The organism is Agrobacterium sp. MS2 (assembly GCF_003261015.1).
GTDB classification, from domain to species: domain Bacteria; phylum Pseudomonadota; class Alphaproteobacteria; order Rhizobiales; family Rhizobiaceae; genus Agrobacterium; species Agrobacterium pusense.
Window position 1 is genome coordinate 288,660 of sequence record NZ_QLNF01000014.1, and the last position, 23,238, is coordinate 311,897.

The following is a 23,238-nucleotide window of genomic DNA, read 5'->3' on the forward strand; positions in this document are numbered from 1 at the left end:
CAAATTGGGTATAGTCGCCGCTCCGAAGGGCAGGGATAAGTTCCCGGCTGCTGGAGTGAAGAAGGAATATGCGATGACACGCGACATCAGCGACAACGAAGCCGAGCGCCATCGGCAGAAAATGGTCAACCGCAAGACGGTGCAGGATGCCGAAGTCGCGGCAAAGACCATCGAAAAAGGTCTGCTGATGATCAATACCGGCCCCGGCAAGGGCAAGTCCACGGCCGCCTTCGGCCTTGCGTTGCGTATGCTCGGCATCGGGCGCAGGGTCGGCGTCGTGCAATTCATCAAGGGTGCATGGTCGACCGGCGAACAGCAGGCGCTGGCTCTGTTCGGTGACAAGGTGGTGTGGCGTACCATGGGTGAAGGCTTCACCTGGGATACGCAGGATCTGAAACGCGATGTTGCCGCTGCCGCGAAGGCGTGGGAAGAAGCCGTGACACTGATGGCTGACCAGACGATCGGCCTGCTGATACTCGACGAACTGAATATCGCATTGCGTTATGATTACCTGCCGCTTGACGAGGTCGTGACGACGCTGGCCAGCCGCCGGCCCGATCTGCACATCATCGTCACCGGCCGCAATGCCAAGCAACCGCTGATCGACGCCGCCGACATGGTGACGGAGATGACGCTGGTAAAACATCATTTCAAGGCGGGCGTGAAAGCACAGCCAGGGATAGAATTCTGACATGGCCGCACGGGTTCTGATGTTTCAGGGAACCGGCTCGGATGTCGGCAAATCGCTGATGGTGGCCGGTCTAGCCCGCGCCTTCGTCAGGCGCGGCCTGTCCGTCATGCCGTTCAAACCACAGAACATGTCGAATAATGCGGCCGTTACCGCCGACGGCGGCGAGATCGGCCGAGCACAGGCGCTGCAGGCGCGGGCCGCTGGCGTACCCCTCTCTGTCCACATGAATCCGGTTCTTCTGAAACCGCAGAGCGAGACCGGGGCACAGGTGGTGGTTCAGGGCAAAATCGCCGGCAATGCCAGGGCAGCCGATTACCAGCACCTGAAAGCCGGGTTGATGCCGCGCGTGCTGGATAGCTTCAACCGCCTGAAACAACAGGCCGATCTGGTGCTGGTGGAGGGGGCGGGCAGCGCATCCGAAATCAATCTGCGTGCCAATGATATCGCCAATATGGGGTTTGCGAGAGCTGCTGACGCGCCTGTGATCCTCATCGGCGATATTGACCGCGGCGGCGTCATCGCCAGCCTTGTCGGTACCAAAGCCGTACTCGAACCTGACGATGCGGCGATGATCGAAGGTTTCATCGTCAACCGCTTTCGCGGTGATCCCGCGTTGTTTTCGGACGGCATGCGGATAATCCAGAAAAGGACAGGCTGGGCCTCGATAGGCCTTCTGCCGCATTTCTCCGATGCCACGAAACTGCCGGCTGAAGACGCGCTCGGTCTTTCCGGCCCGGCTGAGCGAAAACCCGGCGCAAAGATCCGCATCGCCGTGCCGATCCTGCCGCACATTTCCAATTTCGATGATCTCGACCCTCTGGACATGGAGCCGGACGTTGAACTGATCCGCGTGCGGCCGGGCGAGACCATTCCCGCCGATTGCCAGCTGGTTTTGCTGTGCGGTTCGAAATCCACCATTGCCGATCTCGCCGTGCTGAAAGATGCGGGTCTGGACATCGACATAAAGGCGCATGTGCGCCGCGGCGGCTACGTTCTCGGCCTTTGCGGTGGCTACCAGATGCTCGGAAAAACCGTTGCGGATCCTGACGGTATCGAGGGATCACCTGCGACTGTCGACGGACTCGGTCTGCTTGATGTCGACACGGTTTTGACGGGTGACAAGCGACTCGTTTCTGTTCAAGGCGCGAGCTTTGATGGTGTTGGTTTATCCGGCTACGAAATGCATGTCGGGGAAACCACGGGAGCAGCAGGCAATCTGGTGTTTTCGACGATCGACGGGCATCACGATGGAAGCATCTCACCCGACGGCCGTGTCTTCGGCACCTATATTCACGGCCTCTTTGCTCATGATAGCCAGCGCGGCGCATGGTTGGAGCGTCTCGGCGGGTGCGGCACCGACCTGAACTATGATGCGCAGGTGGATGCGGTTCTCGACCGTCTGGCTGCGCATATGGAACAGCACCTCGATCTCGACGGGCTGCTGGCTATAGCGCGATAAGGATCGCCAGAAGCCCGAATAGGCCGATCAGCAACAGGTCCGCAATCCGTGCCAGCCGCAACGCCGTGCGAATATCGCCGGCGACCAGCGCAGACCTTCCGCCGTCCCCCATGAAACGCGCTTCGATCATCTGTCCGCCGTAAGAACGCGGTCCGGCAAGCGCAAAACCCAGCGCGCCGGCCAGCGCCGCCTCCGGCCAGCCTGCATTGGGAGAGCGGTGGTGGCGCGCATCGCGACGGATCGCGGCAATGGCCGCTTTTGGCGACGCGCCCTCGACAAAAAATGCGGCGACGACAAACAGGCTGCCGCTCAATCTCGAAGCGGGCAGATTGATGAGATCGTCAAGCCGGGCCGAAGCCCAGCCGAACGCTTCATGGCGAGGCGAACGATGACCGATCATGCTGTCGGCCGTATTGACCGCCTTATAAGCCGCGCCACCTGGCAGGCCCAGAAGCCCCATCCAGACGGCAGGGGCGACGATGCCATCGGAAAAGTTCTCGGCGAGACTTTCGATCGCCGCCCGGCAGATCGCCGCCTCATCCAGCTTTTGCGGGTCGCGGCCGACGATCATCGAGACAGCCTTGCGGCCACCCTCAACTCCTTCACGCTCCAGCGCAGTCGCAACCGCCTCCACATGCTGCTCCAGACTTTTCTGTGCCGGAAGCGAAGCACCGAGGATGGCGACCGCCAGAAGTCCGAAGGGCAGGAAAAGCAGAACAGATTGCGCAAACCATGCAAGGATCACCGTCAGCCCGACAAAAACAACCAGCGCCACAACACCCGCGGCCTTGCGCCGTGAAAATGACGCGCTGCCCCGGTTCCATTTTTGGTCCAGCAGCGCGATAAGCGAACCGACCCAGGTGACAGGATGGCCGATATGTTTGAACAGCCAGTCCGGATAACCGGTCAGGCGTTCGATCACGAGCGACAGGAAAGCGAGAGCGAGGAACATGGGCGAGACAATATCAGAAATGGCACAGGCTGCGATCCGCCACGGCGGCAATCTCGGCAGAGCGCGCCTGATGTTTCCAGACGCGTCTGAACCGTGGATCGACCTTTCGACCGGAATCAACCCGCATCCCTATCCGTATTCTGCCATTCCCGCCAGCGCATTCGCTCGCCTGCCGGAGCCCGAGACGGCCGACTATCTGAAACGGCTGGCCGCACTCCATTTCGGCGCACCCTCCGCCCGACATGTCACGCTATCGCCCGGCACCCAGATGCTCATGCCGCTGCTGGCTCAAACCGCACTTGCCCGGGGCGCCAAGAGCGGCGCGGTGCTGTCACCTGCCTACGCGGAACATGCCCGCACCGCACGCATGGCCGGGCTGACCATGATGGAAGTGGAGCATATCAGCGACCTGATCGCTCACGACTACGTGGTGGTGGTCAATCCCAACAACCCCGACGGACGTATCATCGATCGCGAAACTCTTTTGCGGCTCGCCGATTCAATGCATCGAAACGGCGGCCTGCTGGTGGTGGATGAAGCCTTCATCGAAACAGGAGGCGCCGAGAGCCTTGCGGATAGCGTTGATCGGCATGCTCTAGTCGTCCTTCGTTCCTTCGGCAAATTTTATGGCCTGGCGGGAATCCGGCTTGGTTTTGCAATTGCGCACCCTGATATCGCTGCGGGGTTGGAGGCGAGGCTCGGCCCATGGGCGGTTTCCGGCCCGGCGCTGCACATTGCAACGGAAGCCCTGGCGGATGGAACGTGGCAATCTGCGATGCGGCTGCGTCTCGCGGATGAAGCACGGCGCATGAATTGCCTTTTGGAAAAAGCGGGGCTGAACGGGGTTGGCGGCACGCCTCTGTTCACACTGGTGCGGGACGAGCGTTCCAAGGCCCTGTTCGATCATCTCGGCCGTCTCGGAATACTCGTGCGCATTTTCGATGAAAGGCCGCACGACATCCGTTTCGGCCTTCCGGGTAACGACGCTGAGTGGCAGCGCCTTCAAGCGGCGCTGCTCTCTTTCGATCATCCCTCGAAAGTGTAGGTTTCAATCGACTCCGGCTTCATTTCGATGGAGAAACCCGGCAGTTTCGGCGGCATATAAGCGGCGTTTCTGATATCGCAGGGCTCGATGAAATGCTCGTGTAGGTGATCCACATATTCGATGACGCGACCTTCCTTGGTGCCTGAAACCACCAGATAGTCGATCATCGACAGGTGCTGCACATATTCGCAAAGCCCGACGCCGCCGGCATGCGGCCAGACCGGCAGATTGTATTTGGCGGCAATCAACAGCACCGCCAGCACTTCGTTGAGGCCACCCATACGGCAGCTGTCGATCTGCACCACATCGATCGCGCCTTCAGCGATGAACTGCTTGAACATGATGCGGTTCTGGCACATTTCGCCCGTCGCCACCTTCACGGAACCAATGGCTGCGCGAATCTTGCGATGGCCGGCGACATCATCCGGGCTGGTCGGTTCTTCGATGAAGAAGGGCTTGGAAAAGGCGAGCTTATTCACCCACTCGATTGCCTGGTCCACTTCCCACACCTGATTGGCATCGATCATCAGATAACGGTCTGGGCCGATCACTTCGCGGGCAATGGTGAGACGGCGAATGTCATCCTCCAGATCACGTCCAACCTTCATCTTCACATGGTTGAAACCGGCATCGATGGCTTCCTGGCAAAGACGGCGCAGCTTGGCGTCGTCATAACCGAGCCAGCCTGCGGAAGTCGTATAGCAGGCGTAACCTTCGCTCTTCAGCGTCTCGATGCGTTCCTTTTTGCCGCTTTCGGCTTTCTTGAGAATTGCGAGCGCCTCGTCCCGGGTCAGCACGTCAGTAAGATAACGGTAATCAACGATATCGGCGATTTCTTCGGCGCTCATATCAGCCACCAGCTGCCACACCGGCTTGCCGGCTTTCTTGGCCAGCAAATCCCACACTGCGTTGACAACGGCGCCGGTGGCGAGATGCATCGCACCCTTGTCGGGGCCGATCCAGCGCAGCTGGCTGTCGCTGGTCAGATGCCGCCAATATTTGCCGGGGTTCTCAGTGACCGTGGCAAGATCGGTGCCGACGACGAGGTGACGCATCGCTTCGATGGCCATGCAGCAAATATCGTTACCCCGGCCGATGGTGAAGGTCAGGCCGTGGCCTTTAAGACCCGGCTCATCCGTGTCGAGAATGACATAAGCCGCCGAATAATCCGGGTCGGGGTTCATCGCATCGGAGCCGTCCAGGCTCTGGGATGTGGGGAAACGCAGGTCGAAAACACGCAGATCAGTAATTTTTGTCATGGCCGTTTACTCGCGGTCAGTGCCTATGGAAATCGTTCAGTCGTGGTGGAAGGTCTCTTCCATCATAGCCCACCACTCGCCGTCCCTGCGGGTTTCGAGCGGTTTCTGGCAGGGAATCGTAAAAGACCACCATTCCTGGTTCTTGGGGCTGGCCGCCATCTTCGCCATATCGGCGCTGAAATCGGTGCCATGATATTCCCAATAGCCAAACAGCAGGTTTTCCGGCTCCCGCAGGAAAATCGTGTAGTTACGGATATTGCAATCGCTGATCAGCGCCAGAACTTCCGGCCAGACGGCGGCATGCAGCCTTTTATACTCCGCGATCATCTCCGGCTTGACGCCTATGACCATTCCCATACGCTGCATGAAAAACTCCGTTACTTTCTGATTGTGGCAAGCGCCGCGCGCAGCTTTGATTGCGGCAGGCTCAATCCCAGCCGGTCCGCTGCGGCAATGACCGGAGCAAAGCGTCGGCGCTTCTTCTCATCGTGATTACCGGCGATATCGGCCAGTCGATGGGCAAGGAAGGGATTGCGCAAACGCTCCCGCAGCACGCCGATATAGGCCTGCGCATCATTTCCCATGCCTTCAGCAATAAAGACCGGCAGAACCTCGTCGCGCCATAACGTTTCCAGATCCGCGACGAGTGCACTGTCGTCCATTGCCTGGCGCACCGTCTCGTCCTTTGCCCGCGCATCCTGCAGCCAGCGTTCCGCCAGATAGGAATGGCCGAGATTGAGCAGGAAAAGCTTCAGCTTTTCATAGTGGTCGAGATCGTCCGTCAGCACCACGGCAGGGTGATTGCAGGGCAGGACAAGCCCGTCCTGCTTTTCGATCGCCCAGAGCGCGTAAGGCTCCGCCACTGCACCTACCGGATCGATAGGCTCGGAAACGATGCGATCGACCAGGCTATTGGCGAAACGGCACTTTTCGTTCAGGTAAAAGGCAAAACCCGCCGGCAATTGCCATTCATCGGCAAGCCGGCGAATGACCTCTTTCAGCTTTTCGCCATTACGCGGCACAAGTTCACAAGGAAAGATGGACACGGGCGCTTCCGGATTGCGCTGAAAACGTTCGAGCAGCAAAATGCAGAGTTTCGCCGGAAAGCTCCTCGGGACGGCCGTAAAATCCGCCGCGAGATCTGCGCCATCCGCAGAATCAAGCTCATAACCGCGGTCTCCGGTATTGGACAAGATGACAGCAGCTTCGCAGGCGAGGCGGCGTACTTCCTCCCATTCGGTTGCCGAGGTCAGGGCCCGCGCGACAGCCTTGCCCTCAATTTCCTCATCCACGTTCCGCCCGTCACGGATGCCGCGAATGCGCACGGGGTAGGGCGCGCCACTATTCAGCGCCGCGACACGCTTCAGGCTTTCCGCATTGCCGGTTGTCTGGACAATCGCGATGCGACCGATAGCCTCGTCCTTCTCCAGCGCTTGCGAGACAAAGAGGTCCGCATGCGCCAGAAGAAAGCGGCTGGTACCGAATTGCAGGATGGGCGTCTCGGGCGTCATGCGACCTCCACCATGCCTTTGATGACTCCGGCTTTCGGATCTGTCAGCCCTGCGAACTGCGATGGCACGTCGGCAAGCGTCATACGGTGCGTAATCAGCGCCTCAGGTACTTTCCCTTTCCGCAATGCCTGCAACACGCGTTCGAAATCCTCCGGCGTCGCATTTCGGCTGCCGAGCAGCGTCGTTTCACGTTTGTGGAACTCCGGATCGTTGAAGCTGATATCGCTCGCGACGATGGAAACAAGCACATACGAACCGCCATGGCCGACGAAGGAAAAGCCGCGCTCCATGGCTTTAGGATTACCGGTCGCATCGAAGACCGCATCGAAGAAATCACCGTTGGTAATCTCGGAAAGACGATCTTTGTCGCCGTCCCCAAGCGACACTGTATGGGCGACGCCGAGATGCTCCTTGCAGAAATCCAGCCGGTCGGTGCGGCCATCGATCATCGTGACTTCGCCGCCATCGAGAACCGCGAAAACCGCTACCGCCATGCCGATCGGTCCGGCGCCGACGATCAGAACCTTCTGTCCTTTCTCGACATTGCCACGGCGCACCGCATGCGCGCCGATAGCCAGAAATTCGGTCATCGCCGCCTGGTCGAGGCTCAGCCCTTCAGCCTTCAACACGAATTGCTGCGGCACGTTCAGATATTCCACCATGCCGCCATCACGATGAACGCCGAGCACGCCGATATTGCGGCAGCAATTGCTCTTGCCCTTCAGGCAGGCGCTGCATTTCCCGCAAGAAATATACGGAATGATGGTAACAACGTCGCCGGCCGACAGATGGCTGCCTTGCGGCACCTCTTCAACCGTACCGGAGAGCTCATGGCCCATGATCCGCGGATAAGAGAGGTAAGGCTGATTGCCGGTGAAGATGTGGAGATCCGTACCGCAAACCCCGATGCGACGGACGCGCACCAGCACCTCACCTTCGCCACGCACAGGTTTAGGCAGATCCTTGGCGCTGAGTTGACCGGGAGTGTCGCAGAAAATCGCCAGCATGGATCACCTGTGGGAAAGGGAGTAAAAACGAATGGCGTTACCGCCGAAGACTGCCGCATGGTCCGCTGCCGGCACGATATCGCGACAGAAGTCCAGCCATTCCTGATAATCGCCCGCCAGTCGCAAAACCGGCCAGTCGCTGCCGAAAATCACCCGGTCTGCGCCGAACAGCTCCAGAATGGTTTCGGCATAGGGCCGCACTGCTTCCGGTCGCTGATCGCCGCGCTCGGTCAGGAGGCCGGAGAGCTTGCAATGGACATTGGGAAGAGCCGCCAAAGCGCCCATATCCTTGCGCCAGGCGCTGTAGTGGCCGGTCGCAATCAGCGGCTTGGCACCATGGTCGATGACGACAGGCAATTGCGGGTGACGCCGGGCAAAGGCGAGGAGATGCGGCAGATTGGGCGGCAGGACCAGCGCATCGAACGCCAGGCCGTGGTTCACCAACGCCGCCACGGCGGGATCGAGCAGCGGATCATCGATCCATGCCACGTCTTCCATGCCCTGCAGCATCGGGCGCACGGCTTTGAACGCCAGATGTTTTGCCCGGCGGGCGATTTCAGTTGCAGCATCTGGAGACTTCATGTCCACCCAGCCGACCACACCTTTGATGAAATCTGTCTCTTCCGCCCGCGCCAGCATGAAATCCGTATCGGCAGCCGTCTCCATCGTCTGAACCAGCACGGTGCCGGAAATTCCGGCCGCGGCCAGCAATGGCGACAAATCCGCTGGAAGAAAATCCCGGTAGATGGCGGCGAGCGACGGCGGCGGCCACTGGCCGGCACGGTCCTTCATTAACCAGAAATGCTGGTGGGCGTCGATAAGCATTGCCTCAGGCCTTTCCGCCCGGCACCGGCGCACCTTCGGCGATCAGACCGCGTCTGTGCAGTTCCGCCCAGAACTCATCCGGAATAGATTGTTCGAACCATTCGATATTGGAAGCGAGCTGCTGCGCATTCCGCGCGCCCGAGACGACGGTGACCGAAGCCGGATGGGCCAGCGGAAATTGCAATGCAGCCGCCTGCAGCGACACACCGACTTCTTCGCAGATACCCTGCAGCGCATCAACCCGCGTAAGGATATCGGCAGGCGCATCGGCATAATTGAATTTGCGGTTGCCCGCGAGAATGCCGGAATTGAAAGCACCGGCGACAACGATGCCGACACCGCTTTCGGCGCAGCGGTTCATGAAAGCAAGGCTCTGCTGCTCCAGCAGCGTATAGCGGCCGGCAAGCATGGCGACGTCGATGTCAAAGACATCCATGGCGTCGTTGACAATTTCCCACTCGTTGACGCCAAGGCCGATAGCGCCAGTTGAACCTTCCTCACGCAGCTTGCCAAGCGCCCGGAAGCCGCCGCCAGCGGTCAGCTGCTCCCAGTAATGCTGGTGCTTTTCGCCATGGGTGTAGGAGCCGATATCGTGCACATAAAGAATATCCGGCTTCAGAACGCCGAGCCTCTGCTGGCTGGCCTCGAAAGAGCGTAGAATGCCATCATAGGAATAATCATAGAGCGGGCGGAAGGGTAGCGGCGCAATATAGGCATCCTCTTCCGGGCCGACGGTCTCATCGGGAACCATGACGCGACCGACCTTGGTGCTCAGCGAATATTCGCTCCGGTCATGCTCCGTCACCATGGTCCCCAGGCGACGCTCCGACCGCGTATATCCATAAAACGGCGCGGTATCGAAATAACGCATGCCGCTTTCCCATGCCTTGTCAAACGCACCCTTGGACTCTTCATAGGGCGTAACGCGGTAGAGATTGCCCATCTGGGCGCAACCGAGACCCATGACGGTAACGTCGACGGCGCGGCGCGGCAATTTACGTGTATCGGAGACTTTCATCGCGGAGACTTTCCAGCTTGCCTTTGGAAAGACGCGCCGCCGGTGAAGCGGCGCGTCATCGCTTGATCAGTAAAGAACGTTCTTTGCTTCCGGCTTTTCGATATTGTCCTTGGTGACAACAACGACGCCGGTGTCGACGAACTTCTCGACCTTTTCCTTGTTGATGAGCTTGGTGACGGTTTCGACGCCCTTTTCACCCATCTGATAGGAGCCCTGAACCACGATTCCGGCGAGCGTGCCGTCCTTCACGAAGTTCTGCAGATCCTGGTTGCCGTCGAAGCCGATGGCGACGACCTTGCCGGCCTTGCCTGACTGGGCGAGCGCACGGCCAACGCCGATGGCCGTCGGCTCATTGGCGCCGAAAATGCCCTTCAGGTCCGAATTGGCGGCCAGAACGTCGGTCGTCTGGTTCAGCGCGGTCGCCATCTGCGACTGCGAGTAGAACGGGCCGACGATCTTCAGGTTTGAGTTCATCTGGATGTAATCGGTGAAACCGCCGACACGGCCGATTTCAGAACCAGCCCCGGCGACATAGGACATGACGGCGATCTTGCCTTCCTTGCCCACCTTGTCGATCAACGCCTGCGCTGCCAGTTCGCCGGCTTTCTTGTTATCGGTCGCGAGGAACGACTGGTAATATTGCTCAGAGCCCTTGGCGAGCTGCGAGTCGATGAGAACGACGGGGATACGGGCTTCCCAGGCCTTCTTGACAGCAGGCACCAGCGCGTCCGGATCGGAAGGTGCAAGCACGATGCCGGCGACCTTACGGTTGATGGCGTTCTCAACCATGTTAACCTGGTCGGCAATGGCCGATTCCGCAGCCGGACCCTGGAAGGTCATGGTGTTGCCTGAAGAATTCTTCATGGCCGCATCGGCGCCCTTCTGGACGTTCTGCCAGAAGGTCGAATTGACGGTCTTGACGATGACGGCGATTTCACCGGCCTGCACGGTGGAGACGCTCCACAGCGCGATTGCGGATGTCAGAAGGGCAGTCGCAATTTTCTTCATTTCTTCCTCCGTGATGTCGGCATACCGGGCCTCCCCTGCCGATCTTTTTTGCGGAAAGGGTCCGCAGCCCTTTGATCAGCGGCGGTTGCGCAACTGGTCTATCCAGACGGTGACCAGAATGACGAGGCCGATGATGATCTGTTGCGTGAAGGCAGAGACGCCATTCATATTAAGACCGTTGCGCAGGATGCCGATGACGAAGGCGCCGATGGCCGTGCCTGAAATCGTGCCCACGCCGCCGATCAGCGATGTGCCGCCGATAACCGCGCTGGCAATGGCATCCAGCTCATACATCACACCTTCGTTGGGCTGGGCGGTAACGAGGCGCGACATCAAAACGCAGCCCGTCAACCCGGCAAGCGTACCGGAGAGGATGTATGTGAAGTTGGTGACGCGGGCGACGTTGACGCCGGAAAGACGTGCGGCATCTGCATTGGAGCCCACGGCATAGATGTGGCGGCCGAGGATCGAGCGGTTGAGCATGAAGGACACCGCAAGCGCAATCACCACCATCAGGATGACAGGGTAGGGGATGCCTGGAAATACGACATTCGGAAAGCCGTCATCACCGATATTGACGATGCGGAAAAGGGCGCCGTTGCCAAGTTCGCCGAAGGATTCGCCGAGGCCGGACACGGCGCGCGCACCGGTGATCTGCAACGCCACACCGCGGGCAATCAGCATCATGCCGAGCGTGGCGATGAAGGGCGGCAGCTTGAAGCGCGTGACCAGCAGCCCGTTGATCAGCCCGCAGAGCGAACCCGTCAGAATGCCGAGCAACATGCCGACCGGCACCGGCATGCCGAGTTCCTTCACCGCAAGAGCGGCAACAACCCCTGCAAGAGCCAGCACCGAACCGACGGAAAGGTCGATGCCGCCGGTGATGATGACACAGGTGGCGCCAATGCCGAGCAGAGCGATGGACGTGACCTGCAACGCGATCGTCATGCCGTTATTGACGGTAAAAAAGGCGCTGCTGGTGGCGGAGAACACCGCGACAAGGGCGAACAGGCTGCCGAGCGCGGCAAATTTCTGGATGATGTCCTTCTGGCGATCGCTGACAGCGAAGCCCTTTTTGGGTTCTGCAATATTGGCCATGTCGTTCCTCACTGCGCGGCCCGGCCGTAACCGGACGCATACCGCATGATTTCTTCCTGATTGGTCTTGGCGGTTTCGAGCACGCCCGTGATCCGGCCCTGGTGGAAAACCGCGATGCGGTCCGTCAGCCCCAGAATTTCCGGCAGTTCCGAACTGATGAGAATGACACCGATGCCCTGAGCGGCCAGCTCATCCATGATCTTGTAGATCGCGAATTTCGCACCGACATCGATGCCACGTGTAGGCTCATCGAAGAACAGGATACGGGATTGGCGGAACAACCACTTGCCGATGATGATCTTTTGCTGATTCCCCCCCGATAGCAGGCGCACCGTCTGCTCGATGGAAGGCGTGCGGATATTCAAGAGGTCGACGTATCGCTTGGTGACCTCGTCGTGTTTCCTGAAGTCGATCAGCCCAAAACGGTTGGAAAGTTCGCCGAGATTGGCGAGCGTCGTATTGGCCGCTACCGACATCTTGATGGCGAGGCCGTCGCTTTTCCGGTCTTCCGAGAGATAGGCGATGCCTTCTTCAATCGCATCCTGCGGTGAGCTGATCGAAAGCTCGCGACCATTGAAGGTGATCTTGCCGGCATCGAGCGGGTCCGCCCCAAAAATCGCCCGCGCGACTTCCGTTCGACCTGCACCCATAAGGCCGGCAAAACCCAGGATTTCGCCGCGCCGAAGCGAAAAACTGACATCGCTGAACACGCCGTTGCGGGTCAGCCCATCGACGGAGAAGATGATATCGTCCGTCGGGCGCGATGTGCGCTCGGGGAATTTATCCTCCAGCGAACGCCCGACCATACGCGTGACGATGTCATCAACGGTGATGGAGGCGAAGTCGTCGGTCGAAATATAACGTCCGTCGCGCAAGACCGTCACACGATCGACGATCTCGGCCATTTCGTCGAGACGGTGAGAAATATAGACGATACCGACGCCGGAAGCCTTGAGGTCTCTGATGACCTTGAAGAGAAGGCGGGTTTCCTGCTCCGTCAGAGAAGAGGTCGGCTCATCCATGATGAGCACTTCAGCATCAAGAGAGAGCGCCTTGGCGATTTCCACCATCTGGCATTGGGCGACGGAGAGGCCGCGGACGATCTGATCCGTATCGATATCGACACCCAGCCGGTCGAGACAGCGCTTGGCATCGAGGCGCAGCTTCTTGCGGTCAACCAGGAAACCGCGACGCGGTTCGCGCGCAAGATAGATGTTTTCGGCGACGGAAAGATGCGGAACGAGATTGAGTTCCTGGTGGATGATGGCGATGCCGGCAGCTTCGGACTCGAGCGGGGAGGCGTATTGCACCTTCACGCCCTTGTGCAGGATGGTGCCATCACTTGGCTGGTACACACCGCTGATGATTTTCATCAGCGTCGATTTTCCCGCCCCGTTCTCACCACAGACAGCATGCACCTCGCCGCTGCGCAGATCGAAATGCACATTCGACAAGGCTTTGACGCCCGGGAACTCCTTGCTGATATTTTCGAGACGCAGAAGGGCCGAACGCTCCGCGCGCGCCATCTCCTCAGGCGAGTACTCGCCCCGAATTGTCGATGCGCCCTGCGACATCTGGAAACCTCCCACCCGTATCCCCGCTCCACCGGGGTCATGAACAGGTCAAATGGTTAGGCCGGTTTTTTTAAATGGTCAAGCCAATTAGCTGACAATTTGCGAATCCGGACTCATAGCGAAAATTTCATATCTAAACTGCTTCGGTAAAAAACATGTAATTTCACATATTTAAGTAATTTCTTGCGTATTGATACGCTTGGCGCTACGGTAAGGCCAAATATGAACTTCGGACAGGACTTGTCGTAAAACTCATGAGTGGTCAGGCCAAAATAGCGGAGCCGCGCAGGCTTTATCAGCAGATTGCGGACCAGATACGCGAACTCATCGATCTGGGTGAATTCCTGCCCGGTACGCGGCTTCCCGCCGAGCGGGAACTGGCTCAGAAGCTCGGTGTATCGAGGCCTTCGTTGCGCGAGGCCCTGATTGCGCTTGAGATCGACAACACAGTGGAAATCCGTATGGGTTCCGGCGTCTATGTTTCGGCGGAAGCGCTGCAGACGACCCACCATACCAAATCGCTTGGCGACAGCCCCTCCGAACTGATGCAGGCGCGCGCCGCATTGGAGGGTGCCACCATCGTGCTGGCGGCAAGCCGGATGACCGATGAAGCGATCGCGACCCTGCGCCAGATACTCAATACCATGCAGAGGGAAATAGAGGCCGGTCGCAAGCCGCTGGACCAGGACCGGCTGTTTCACGTCACAATAGCGGAGCAATCCGGTAACAGCGTTTTAGCCCGAATGGTGGCCAACCTTTTCGATGAGCGCCATAGCCCCATTTCGGCCCAGCTCCGCGTGAAGTTTGAAGACCGCGATACCTGGACCCATGCTCTTCAGGAACACGAGGCCATTCTCGCCGCGCTTGAACTGAAAGACCCGCTGTTGGCGCAGGCCGCCATGCATACCCATCTGGAAGGTTCTAAGAGACGCTGGGTCGAAAACTGACCCAGGAACATAGCAGGCAATATACCGGGAGGAGGAGCATCCGTGAGTGAGAATTCCGAGGCAACCATTTTGCTGAACGCCAACGACAACGTTGCGGTGGCGCGTCGGTCCATCCCGGCGGGCGGCGCGACGGGCAGGGGCGATCTGGCGGCGCTGGAGTTGATTGGGCGCGGGCACAAGGTGGCCCTTAAATTCATCAGATCCGGAGATGAGGTGCTGAAATACGGGCAGGTGATTGGCATCGCCACCCAGGACATCGAACCTGGCCGGCACGTGCACCTGCACAATCTTGCCATGGTGCCTTCCGAACACGCGCATCAGTTCAGCGTCGACATTGAGGAGAAGGGCATGGTGCCGGAAGCCGAGCGCCGTACCTTCATGGGATATGACCGTGGCCTCGGCGGTGTCGGAACGAGAAACTATATCGGCGTCATCGCTTCTGTGAACTGTTCCGCCACGGTGTCACGCTATATCGCCGATTATTTCAACAAGCAGGGCGGCCTTGATGGTTTCGACAACGTCGATGGCGTCGTGGCGCTGACCCACGGCGGGGGCTGCGCGCTGAATACAAAATCGGAAGGCTACCGTCTGCTGATCCGCACCATCCAGGGCTATGCCCGCCATCCTAATTTTGGTGGCATCCTGTTGATCGGCTTGGGCTGTGAGACCAACCAGATCGCGCCTATCCTCGAACATTACAAGATGGAGGAGGGCGACCGGCTGCGCACCATGACAATCCAGCAGCATGGCGGCACCCGCAAAACGATCGACGCGGCAATTGCCGAGATTAAGGCCATGCTGCCGATGGTCAATGCCGCACGCCGTACGGAACAGCCTCTTTCAAAGCTGAAAGTGGCGCTGGAATGCGGCGGTTCCGACGGATACTCTGGCATTTCCGCCAACCCGGCCCTCGGATATGCCTCCGACCTCATCGTCCGCAATGGCGGCACCACAGTTCTCTCCGAAACGCCAGAGATTTACGGCGCCGAACATCTTTTGACCAAGCGCGCCATCACCCCTGCCGTCGCCGAAAAGCTTTTGCAGCGTATCGACTGGTGGCGGGATTACACGGCTCGTAACGGCGATGAACTCAACAACAACCCCTCTCACGGCAACAAGCTTGGCGGCCTGACAACCATTCTGGAGAAATCGCTGGGCGCGGTCGCCAAGGGCGGATCCATGCCGTTGAAGGCGGTGTACGAATTTGCGGAGACAGTAACGGAGCAGGGTTTCGTCTTCATGGACACACCCGGTTACGACCCTGTCGCCGTGACAGGGCAGGTTGCCGGCGGCTGTAACGTCATCTGTTTCACCACCGGCCGCGGCTCGGTTTCCGGCTTCAAGCCTGCGCCATGCATCAAGATCGCCACAAATTCCGAAATGTATGAACACATGAAGGAAGATATGGATTTGAACTGCGGCGAGATCGTTACCGGGAACGAAACAATCGAAGAATCCGGCGAAAGAATTTTCGAACACATCATAGCGGTGGCCTCCGGCAACAAGACTGTCAGCGAGATCTACGACTATGGCGATAATGAATTCGTGCCCTGGCAGGTCGGCGCAGTGACCTGAGCCCCTCACGCCACTGTCCCACGTGAAACAAAAAAGGCCCGAAGAGCGATTCTTCGGGCCTTATTTATTTCTGATCATATCGCGCTTAATGGCGGAAGTGACGCATGCCAGTAAAGACCATCGCAACATCGTGCTCATTGGCTGCGTCGATCACTTCCTGATCGCGCATGGAACCGCCGGGCTGAATAACGGCAGTCGCACCAGCGGCAATCGCCGCAAGCAGGCCATCGGCAAAGGGATAAAAGGCTTCCGAAGCGACGGCAGAGCCACGGGTCAGCGGTTCAGCCAGACCGAGAGCCCTGGCGGCATCTTCGGCCTTCTGAGCCGCGATACGGGCTGAGTCGACACGGCTCATCTGGCCGGCGCCGATACCCGCTGTCTGGCCGTCCTTGGCGTAGATGACGGCGTTGGATTTCACGTGCTTGGCGATCTTGAAGGCAAACTTCATGTCTTCAAGTTCCTGCGCCGTCGGCGCGCGCTTGGTGACGACCTTGAGATCCAGATCTTCGACCATGCCATTATCGCGACTTTGGACCAGAAGGCCGCCCGAAACCGTCTTTGCGGTAATGCCGGCCGCGCGCGGGTCAGGCAGGCCGCCGGCTGCCAGAAGTCGCAGGTTAGGTTTGCGGGCAATGATCGATTTTGCTTCTTCTGTAACATCAGGCGCGATGATGACTTCAGTGAAAAGCTTGACGATCTCTTCCGCCGTTTCCGCATCAAGCGTGCGGTTGAGAGCGATGACGCCGCCGAAGGCCGAGACGGAATCGCATGCCAGCGCTCGCCGGTAGGCTTCTGCAAGCGTCGGACCGGTCGCGACGCCACAGGGATTGGCGTGCTTGATGATTGCAACGGCCGGCGCATTTTCCGGCAGGAACTCCGCAACCAGTTCGTAGGCGGCGTCGGTGTCGTTGATATTATTGTAGGACAGTTGCTTGCCCTGAAGAAGCGTCGCTGTTGCAACGCCAGGCCGCTTTTCTCCGGTCAGATAAAAACCGGCGCTCTGGTGCGGGTTTTCGCCATAACGCATCTTTTCCTTCAGCACGCCGCCAATGGCGCGGTAGTCAGGGGTTTCGATAGCGAGCGCCTCGGCAAACCAGTTGGAAATCATTGCGTCATAAGCAGCCGTGCGGGCATAGGCCTTGGCGGCGAAGCGCTGGCGCAGCGCATAGCTTGTCTGTCCGTCATCGGCCTGCAGGGCTTCAACCAGATCAGGATAATCGGACGGATCGGTCACCACGGTCACATAGGCATGATTCTTCGCCGATGCCCGGATCATGGCCGGACCACCAATATCAATGTTTTCCACCGTGGTCGGATAATCGCCGCCCTTGGCGCGAACGTCCTCGAACGGATAAAGATTGATGACAGAAAGATCGATCGCCTCAATACCGTGAGCCTTCATCGCATCCACATGTTCGGCATCATCCCGGATTGCCAGAAGCCCACCATGGACGTTGGGATGCAGGGTCTTGACGCGGCCATCCATGATCTCGGGAAAATTCGTGACCTCGGAGACATCCGTCACCGGCAGACCCGCATCGGCAATAGCCTTTGCCGTTCCGCCCGTCGAGAGCAGCTTGACGCCGAGTTTGGACAGAACTGTCGCCAGCTCGATAATGTCGGTCTTGTCGGACACGGAGAGCAGCGCCGTGCGAATTTTGACCTTGTCGGGAGCGGGAATTTTTTTGGATACGACGGCCATCGAATATACTCCGTTAAACGGGGAGGACAGGCTGGAACGGGTTTTCCAGCAATTGCCGCCGCGTTAACACAGCTTACCGCAAGAATAAACAGCGGGGACGTCGAAGGATAAAAACTAGGGTATTTTTGCCGAATTCCAGGGGGAAAGGCTCAGGCCTGACGCTCAATGAGCCAACGAATCTCCCGCGTGTTGGCGAGATTGAACGGTAGCTCGATCTGCTGCGATGGCCGCATTCCGGACGCATCGGCCATGAACACGTCCTCGGTCACGAAAAGCTCCAACCCCGGTGCCGTCAGCAGCCAAATGGTTCCGTCCGCGGCCTCAAGATAAATTGACTCATCATCCCGCTGGTGCAGCTGGATATGGGGGTGGATGTGGAAACGCGAAACCGCCGAGACCGACTGGGTCTGCGCGTTTGCGGCATTGTGATCGGCCCTTAGCAGGTCACGACCCTTTATCTTGGTGCCAGCGGCATTCAGCTCCATCTCCCGTTCGTGATAACAGCCGAAGTTGTGAAGATATCCGTCATGCGACGCCCACAGGACATCATTGCCGTTTGCACCCGTTTCGCGCCGGCTATCGACCTGGCTGACACCGGAAACCATGATCGGTCCGAGCAATCTGGATCGCGACAGTCTGCATGAAGACGTGTCGGCGAGCGTGACGGTGGAATGAGCAGCGGTCGACCGGCTAGCCCGTTGATATTCAGGCGCCGCGTTTCGCGGAAACCCGGAATTGACGATGAAGCGGTTTTTTCCGCATGACATCTCGAAGGAGAGGCAGCCCGAATGCGCGTTACGTGAAAGCTCGGCCGAGCCAGGATAGCCCGTATCCACGATAACCACCGTCTCGCCCGCGGCAAGGCGGTGATAATTCACATCCGGCAACACCTTGGAAGGCCGGCCCGCTGTCTCATCATAACGGAGCACCGAAACAAGCTCATTGGCGAGCGTGGCTGTTGCGCCGTTGAACAAGGCGAGATCGCCGCCCTGGTGCCGAAAAAACCGTATCGCCGGAAACATGCGGTCTATCGCAGGAACCAGCCCGGACGGCAGGTCATGGCCGAGATTGATATAGCTTTGTCGAAGGGGCAGAAGGTCGAGCAGCAGATCCAGCATCACGCGCGGATTGCGGGAGACATGCCCGCCATCGGGCAGGATCTGCCGCTCCATTTCCTGAGCCAGCTTCATTCCGTGCCGCGCGATCCGCGACATCCGGGTGGGCATGGCGATAGAAGCCATGGCAAGCGCGATCCTGATCCGCAGTCTCACCTCCCCATCCGGCGCGTGCCTGACGATTTTCTCGAGGTAGCGCACGTGAAAGACGAGGCTTTTCAGAAACCGGCGATAAAACCCCGCATCTGCTTCGTATAGGACCACGGGCGAGTGGGAAAGCCAGGCGATCAATCTCTGCGCTGCGATTTCCGGAGCCCACGCAACCCCCGCAAGCTTTTTGCCATGGATGGCCATCCATTCGGCGACGATACGGCGGGCCTTCCTGCATGCCTCGCTCGATCTGTCGGAACGGATGTGGCGCAGCCAGCTAAACGCATGCAGCCGCTCTTCAAAAACAAGCGAAGGATATTCCACCTGAAAAGGCGAGTGGCCACCGGTTTCCATGACACGGCCGGCAAGCGCGATACGGCCGCGCAGCAACTCCTCGGCAAAATAGGGATCGATTGCCCGAAGATCCGTCGGTGCCGCAACAAGCCCCTCCGGCGCACGATTGGCAAAACGTGAAACATGCAGACGTAACGGCGTGAGGCCGACACACAGATGGCGATACGCCATCCGCGAAAGAAGACCGGCGGCATTCATGCTGCCTGCAAAGGACCCTAACAAGCTGTGTTTCCCGTTTCACATGTTTTGTTTTTATCAGTGAACCGTGATGACCGGAACGTTATCGACAATTATCCAATGATTCGCGAAAGCTTGGCTTTTTTCTACTTCTTACGCAAGACACTGCTAAAAAACCCATCGACCCCCCCGAACATGTCGGGCGTGGTGCGAAGATCACCCTCGGCGTTGATCGCCGCTTCCATTCCCGGCCAATCCTCACTGTGGACGGCGACACGTTCTACATCGGGATTTTCCGCCAGGACTTCGGCAATCATCGCCTCACCTTCGGAAGGATCGAGCGAGCAATTGGAAAACACCACGATACCGCCTGGTGCAACCAGCGTCAGCGCGTGCCGCAACATCTGGCCCTGCAGAGCAGCCAGCTTGGCAATATCGGCCTCGTCCTTCGTCCAGCAAACATCGGGATGTTTGCGCAATGTCCCGGTTGAAGAGCAGGGTGCGTCGAGTAGAACGGCGTCAAAAAGCTGCTCCGGCTGATATTTCAACATATTGACCTCAACCGTTTCAGCCTGAAGGCCAAGCCGGTCGAGATTTTCCCTCAGGCGACGAAGACGATTGCCAGACTGATCCAGCGCCGTCACTTTCGCACCCGCAAGTGCAAGCTGGGCCGTCTTGCCGCCCGGAGCGGCGCAGAGATCGGCAACACGCTTGCCTGAGATATCTCCGAGTAATCGCACGGGCATGCTGGCCGCAAGATCCTGCACCCACCAGGCACCTTCCGCAAAACCTTCAAGAGAAGGTATCTGGCCTTCAAATTCACCCAGGCGCACGCTGCCATTCGGCATGACGGTTCCGCCCAGCTTCTCAGCCCAGAGGGCAGGATCGGCCTTGACGGTGAGGTCGATGGAAGAAGGTGTGAGCTGCGCGTCAGAGATGCGTTGCGCCACCTCATGCCCATAGGCCGAAACCAGCCTTGCGTAGAACCAGTCCGGCAGGACCGACACACCGGCGACGGCCTTTTCGATTTCGGCCTTCTCACGACCCAGCCGTCGCAGAACCGCGTTGACCAGCTTTACGAAGCGCCGGTTGCGTGGATCACGATGCGCCTGCTCGACAGCGAGATCGACGGCCGAGTGATCCGGGACATCAAGGTAGAGCATCTGCGCCGCGCCAACGACGAGAATGTGGTGCAATGACCGCGCACCCTGTGGCAACGGGCCATCCAGCAGCATTGACAGCGCCGTTTCAATCCGAGGGAGGTGACGAAGCGCGCTATTGACGATGGCTCTCACCAGCGCTCTGTCCGCGGGCGACAGCGCACGATAAACGGAATTGCCATTTTCGCTGTCCAGCATACCGTCCAGCGAGGTTTTCTTTTCCAGAACGGCGGCCAATATGCGGGCGGCAGCTATGCGCGCAGGAAGACCGGGTTTGTCTTGGAAAGACGAAGGGCCGTCTTCACGGCCCCTGCCTTGCGCCAACCTCGGTTTTTTGGACCGTGACGGCTTATTTTGAATATCTGATGTCAAGACCAAGGTCCCTTGCGCTCATTTTCATTGCCCCGTCCCCAGCCTGTCTTGGGAACCGAACCCGATTTGCGCTGAGGTCTATCACCCGATGGCGGCGGCGTCGATCCTCGCGGGGAAAACTCCTGTGCCATCGCATGCAATGCCGCCACCCGGTTTTCCGTATTCGGGTGCGTGGAGAAAAGATTGTCCATACGTTCACCCGAGAGCGGGTTGATGATGAACATATGCGCTGTTGCGGGATTGCGCTCCGCGTCGTCATTGTGGATACGCTGCGCCATGCCGGAAATTTTTTGCAACGCCGATGCAAGCCAGAGAGGATTGCCACAGATTTCAGCGCCACGCCGGTCGGCGGAATATTCGCGTGTCCGGCTGATCGCCATCTGGACCAGCATTGCGGCAAGCGGTGCGACGATCATCGCAACCAGGACGCCGATGAATCCGAGAGGGTTATTATTGTTTTCCCGATTGCCGCCAAAGAAGAACGCGAAATTGCCGAGCATGGAAATCGCACCCGCCAGCGTAGCGGTAATTGTCATTGTCAGCGTATCCCGGTTTTGCACATGCGCCAGTTCATGCGCCATCACACCGGCCACTTCCTCGGGCGTCAAACGCTCCAGCAGACCCGTTGAAGCAGCAACAGCGGCGTTTTGCGGGTTCCTTCCCGTCGCAAAGGCGTTTGGCTGCGGGCTGTCATAAATATAGACCTTCGGCATGGGCAGGCCGGCATTGTGTGAGAGATCGCGGATCATGTGGAAGAACTCAGGCGCATTCGCCTCATCGATTTCCCGGGCATGATAGGCCGAGAGAACCATCTTATCTGAATTCCAGTAGGAAAAAAGATTCATGCCGGCAGCCATGACGAGAGCAATCATCATGCCGCCCTTGCCCCCGATCAGAAAACCGACGCCCATGAACAATGCCGTCATGAAGGCCAGAAGCATTGCCGTGCGCATCATGTTCATCCGCTGAAATCTCCCTGTCGTGGCCGGAATTCTCATCGCCGGATTATTCCGGGGTTTAAAAAATCCCTATGGGTATATAATCTGGGAAACGGCAAACATATTTCAATATCCCGTTATAGGGAGGGTTTCTCATGCAGGATGCGGATAACGACAACGGCGCGGAGCAGCGGAGGCGGCTATCGCCCGCGGCTGAGCGGGCCCTGAAAGAAGCAGAAGAACGGCGCAAACAACAGGCAGATCTACAGTTACCGCCGGAAACCGGTGGCCGCGGCGGCGCCGAACCGGTTCGTTTCGGCGACTACGAAATAAAGGGCCGCGCAATAGATTTTTAGGCGGTCGCCATAACGATAATACCCGCCAACGGCGGGTATTTTTCAATTAAAACAAGTACTTATTGTTTATTTTCCAACAAGCGACACACTGCCTCTAGTTGCTCGAGCGTCCGGTAAGCGATACGGATTTGCCCCGATCCCCCCTTGTGGTTAATCTTTACGTCAAGACCGAGGGCATCAGAAAGACTGCGCTCCAGTGCGACCGTATCTGAATCTTTTTCCGCGGCAGGGCGCTTTTCCGTAGCTTCGCCCTGCGATTTGATGTCGTTCTGAGCCAATCGCTCGGCATCACGGACCGACAAGCCCTTGGAAACGATCATGCGTGCGAGATTCGCCGGATCGGAAGTGGAAACGAGCGCCCGCGCGTGACCTGCGGAAAGCGAACCATCCGCGAGCATGTCGCGTACCGGGTCCGGAAGTTTCAATAGCCGAAGGCTGTTGGCGACGTGGCTTCGGCTCTTGCCGATAATCTCACCGAGATCGTTCTGAGTGTAACCGTGTTCCGCGATCAGCTGCTCATAACCCATCGCCTCTTCCAGCGGATTGAGGTCTGAGCGCTGGACGTTCTCGACGATGGCCAACTCGAGCGCCGTCCGATCATCCACATCACGAACGATAACAGGCACGTCGGTGAAGCCGGCCAGCTGCGCAGCGCGCCAGCGCCTTTCACCGGCAATAATCTCGTATCGATTGACTCCGACCGTCCGTACCACCACAGGCTGAACAATGCCATGCTGCCGGATGGACGCGGCCAAATCCTGCAGCTCATTTTCATCGAAATGACGACGTGGGTTCCGTTGGCTACGAGCAATGAACTCTATCGGAATGGTGCGATCAGCGCTGACAGTACGCTGGGGTTCACCCACGGGCACAGGCTGGTCCATTTCACCGATCAAGGCCGCGAGACCACGTCCCAGCCGGCGCTTGGAAAGATCATCACTCATA

General features: G+C 58.6%; 21 protein-coding genes. 6 read left to right on the forward strand and 15 right to left on the reverse strand.

Going from position 1 to position 23,238, the window contains the following annotated elements; all coding sequences use genetic code 11:
• Positions 1 to 73: 73 nt before the first annotated feature.
• Together cobO and DOU54_RS09430 are read left to right on the forward strand one after the other, a co-directional pair.
• Positions 74 to 691 (forward strand): cob(I)yrinic acid a,c-diamide adenosyltransferase, encoded by a 618-nt coding sequence (cobO, locus tag DOU54_RS09425; RefSeq protein ID WP_004444179.1) that lies wholly within the window; start codon positions 74 to 76, stop codon positions 689 to 691.
• Between the two features lies 1 nt (position 692).
• Positions 693 to 2,150 carry a cobyric acid synthase gene (locus tag DOU54_RS09430; RefSeq protein ID WP_113381987.1) on the forward strand — a complete coding sequence of 486 codons (1,458 nt, stop codon included), beginning with the start codon at positions 693 to 695 and terminating at the stop codon, positions 2,148 to 2,150.
• Here DOU54_RS09430 and cbiB read toward each other — a convergent pair.
• Positions 2,137 to 3,102 (reverse strand): adenosylcobinamide-phosphate synthase CbiB, encoded by a 966-nt coding sequence (cbiB, locus tag DOU54_RS09435; RefSeq protein ID WP_072495204.1) that lies wholly within the window; start codon positions 3,100 to 3,102, stop codon positions 2,137 to 2,139. The genes DOU54_RS09430 and cbiB overlap by 14 nt on opposite strands.
• Here cbiB and cobD point away from each other — a divergent pair.
• Positions 3,101 to 4,147 carry a threonine-phosphate decarboxylase CobD gene (cobD, locus tag DOU54_RS09440; protein WP_113381986.1) on the forward strand — a complete coding sequence of 349 codons (1,047 nt, stop codon included), beginning with the start codon at positions 3,101 to 3,103 and terminating at the stop codon, positions 4,145 to 4,147. The genes cbiB and cobD overlap by 2 nt on opposite strands.
• Here cobD and DOU54_RS09445 read toward each other — a convergent pair.
• From DOU54_RS09445 to DOU54_RS09485, 9 genes are all read right to left on the reverse strand, one after another.
• Positions 4,129 to 5,406, reverse strand: a complete 1,278-nt coding sequence (locus tag DOU54_RS09445) for an L-fuconate dehydratase (protein WP_006700268.1) — start codon at positions 5,404 to 5,406, stop codon at positions 4,129 to 4,131. The genes cobD and DOU54_RS09445 overlap by 19 nt on opposite strands.
• Positions 5,407 to 5,442: 36 nt before the next feature.
• Positions 5,443 to 5,772 (reverse strand): L-rhamnose mutarotase, encoded by a 330-nt coding sequence (locus DOU54_RS09450; RefSeq protein ID WP_006700267.1) that lies wholly within the window; start codon positions 5,770 to 5,772, stop codon positions 5,443 to 5,445.
• A gap of 11 nt (positions 5,773 to 5,783) precedes the next feature.
• Positions 5,784 to 6,917 (reverse strand): mannitol dehydrogenase family protein, encoded by a 1,134-nt coding sequence (locus tag DOU54_RS09455; RefSeq protein ID WP_112765678.1) that lies wholly within the window; start codon positions 6,915 to 6,917, stop codon positions 5,784 to 5,786.
• Positions 6,914 to 7,924: a zinc-binding alcohol dehydrogenase family protein gene (locus tag DOU54_RS09460; protein WP_113381985.1), complete on the reverse strand. Its 1,011-nt coding sequence runs from the start codon at positions 7,922 to 7,924 to the stop codon at positions 6,914 to 6,916. Before DOU54_RS09460 ends, DOU54_RS09455 begins: the two co-directional genes overlap by 4 nt.
• 3 nt (positions 7,925 to 7,927) lie before the next feature.
• Entirely contained in the window at positions 7,928 to 8,749 is an 822-nt protein-coding gene (locus tag DOU54_RS09465) for an amidohydrolase family protein (RefSeq protein ID WP_113381984.1), read from the reverse strand.
• Positions 8,750 to 8,753: 4 nt separating this feature from the next.
• Complete coding sequence (locus tag DOU54_RS09470) at positions 8,754 to 9,767, reverse strand: aldo/keto reductase (RefSeq protein ID WP_113381983.1); 1,014 nt, start codon at positions 9,765 to 9,767, stop codon at positions 8,754 to 8,756.
• 66 nt (positions 9,768 to 9,833) lie between these two features.
• Entirely contained in the window at positions 9,834 to 10,775 is a 942-nt protein-coding gene (locus tag DOU54_RS09475; RefSeq protein WP_004444202.1) for an ABC transporter substrate-binding protein, read from the reverse strand.
• Between the two features lie 75 nt (positions 10,776 to 10,850).
• On the reverse strand, positions 10,851 to 11,873 hold the full coding sequence (locus tag DOU54_RS09480) for an ABC transporter permease (protein WP_004444206.1): 1,023 nt from the start codon (positions 11,871 to 11,873) through the stop codon (positions 10,851 to 10,853).
• 8 nt (positions 11,874 to 11,881) lie between these two features.
• Positions 11,882 to 13,447, reverse strand: coding sequence for a sugar ABC transporter ATP-binding protein (locus DOU54_RS09485; RefSeq protein WP_162749673.1), 1,566 nt, complete (start codon positions 13,445 to 13,447; stop codon positions 11,882 to 11,884).
• Positions 13,448 to 13,701: 254 nt separating this feature from the next.
• Here DOU54_RS09485 and DOU54_RS09490 point away from each other — a divergent pair, with 254 nt between their 5' ends.
• Positions 13,702 to 14,394 carry a FadR/GntR family transcriptional regulator gene (locus DOU54_RS09490; RefSeq protein WP_004444212.1) on the forward strand — a complete coding sequence of 231 codons (693 nt, stop codon included), beginning with the start codon at positions 13,702 to 13,704 and terminating at the stop codon, positions 14,392 to 14,394.
• Positions 14,395 to 14,436: 42 nt separating this feature from the next.
• Complete coding sequence (locus tag DOU54_RS09495) at positions 14,437 to 15,969, forward strand: UxaA family hydrolase (RefSeq protein ID WP_022557036.1); 1,533 nt, start codon at positions 14,437 to 14,439, stop codon at positions 15,967 to 15,969.
• 85 nt (positions 15,970 to 16,054) lie between these two features.
• On the opposite strand, the gene purH is transcribed toward DOU54_RS09495, so the two are convergent.
• The 4 genes from purH to htpX form a co-directional block, all read right to left on the reverse strand.
• Positions 16,055 to 17,671 (reverse strand): bifunctional phosphoribosylaminoimidazolecarboxamide formyltransferase/IMP cyclohydrolase, encoded by a 1,617-nt coding sequence (gene purH / locus DOU54_RS09500; RefSeq protein ID WP_006700260.1) that lies wholly within the window; start codon positions 17,669 to 17,671, stop codon positions 16,055 to 16,057.
• Between the two features lie 149 nt (positions 17,672 to 17,820).
• Positions 17,821 to 19,488 (reverse strand): heparinase II/III family protein, encoded by a 1,668-nt coding sequence (locus tag DOU54_RS09505; RefSeq protein WP_162749684.1) that lies wholly within the window; start codon positions 19,486 to 19,488, stop codon positions 17,821 to 17,823.
• A 125-nt stretch (positions 19,489 to 19,613) separates the two neighbouring features.
• Positions 19,614 to 20,999, reverse strand: a complete 1,386-nt coding sequence (locus tag DOU54_RS09510) for an RsmB/NOP family class I SAM-dependent RNA methyltransferase (protein WP_113381981.1) — start codon at positions 20,997 to 20,999, stop codon at positions 19,614 to 19,616.
• On the reverse strand, positions 20,996 to 21,961 hold the full coding sequence (htpX, locus tag DOU54_RS09515) for a zinc metalloprotease HtpX (protein WP_004444222.1): 966 nt from the start codon (positions 21,959 to 21,961) through the stop codon (positions 20,996 to 20,998). The genes DOU54_RS09510 and htpX overlap by 4 nt, the downstream gene beginning before the upstream one ends.
• A gap of 131 nt (positions 21,962 to 22,092) precedes the next feature.
• Here htpX and DOU54_RS09520 point away from each other — a divergent pair, with 131 nt between their 5' ends.
• Positions 22,093 to 22,293, forward strand: a complete 201-nt coding sequence (locus DOU54_RS09520; protein WP_004444223.1) for a DUF1674 domain-containing protein — start codon at positions 22,093 to 22,095, stop codon at positions 22,291 to 22,293.
• 59 nt (positions 22,294 to 22,352) lie between these two features.
• Here the strand turns inward: DOU54_RS09520 and DOU54_RS09525 are convergent, their stop codons facing one another.
• Complete coding sequence (locus DOU54_RS09525; RefSeq protein ID WP_004444225.1) at positions 22,353 to 23,237, reverse strand: ParB/RepB/Spo0J family partition protein; 885 nt, start codon at positions 23,235 to 23,237, stop codon at positions 22,353 to 22,355.
• Position 23,238 lies beyond the last annotated feature (1 nt).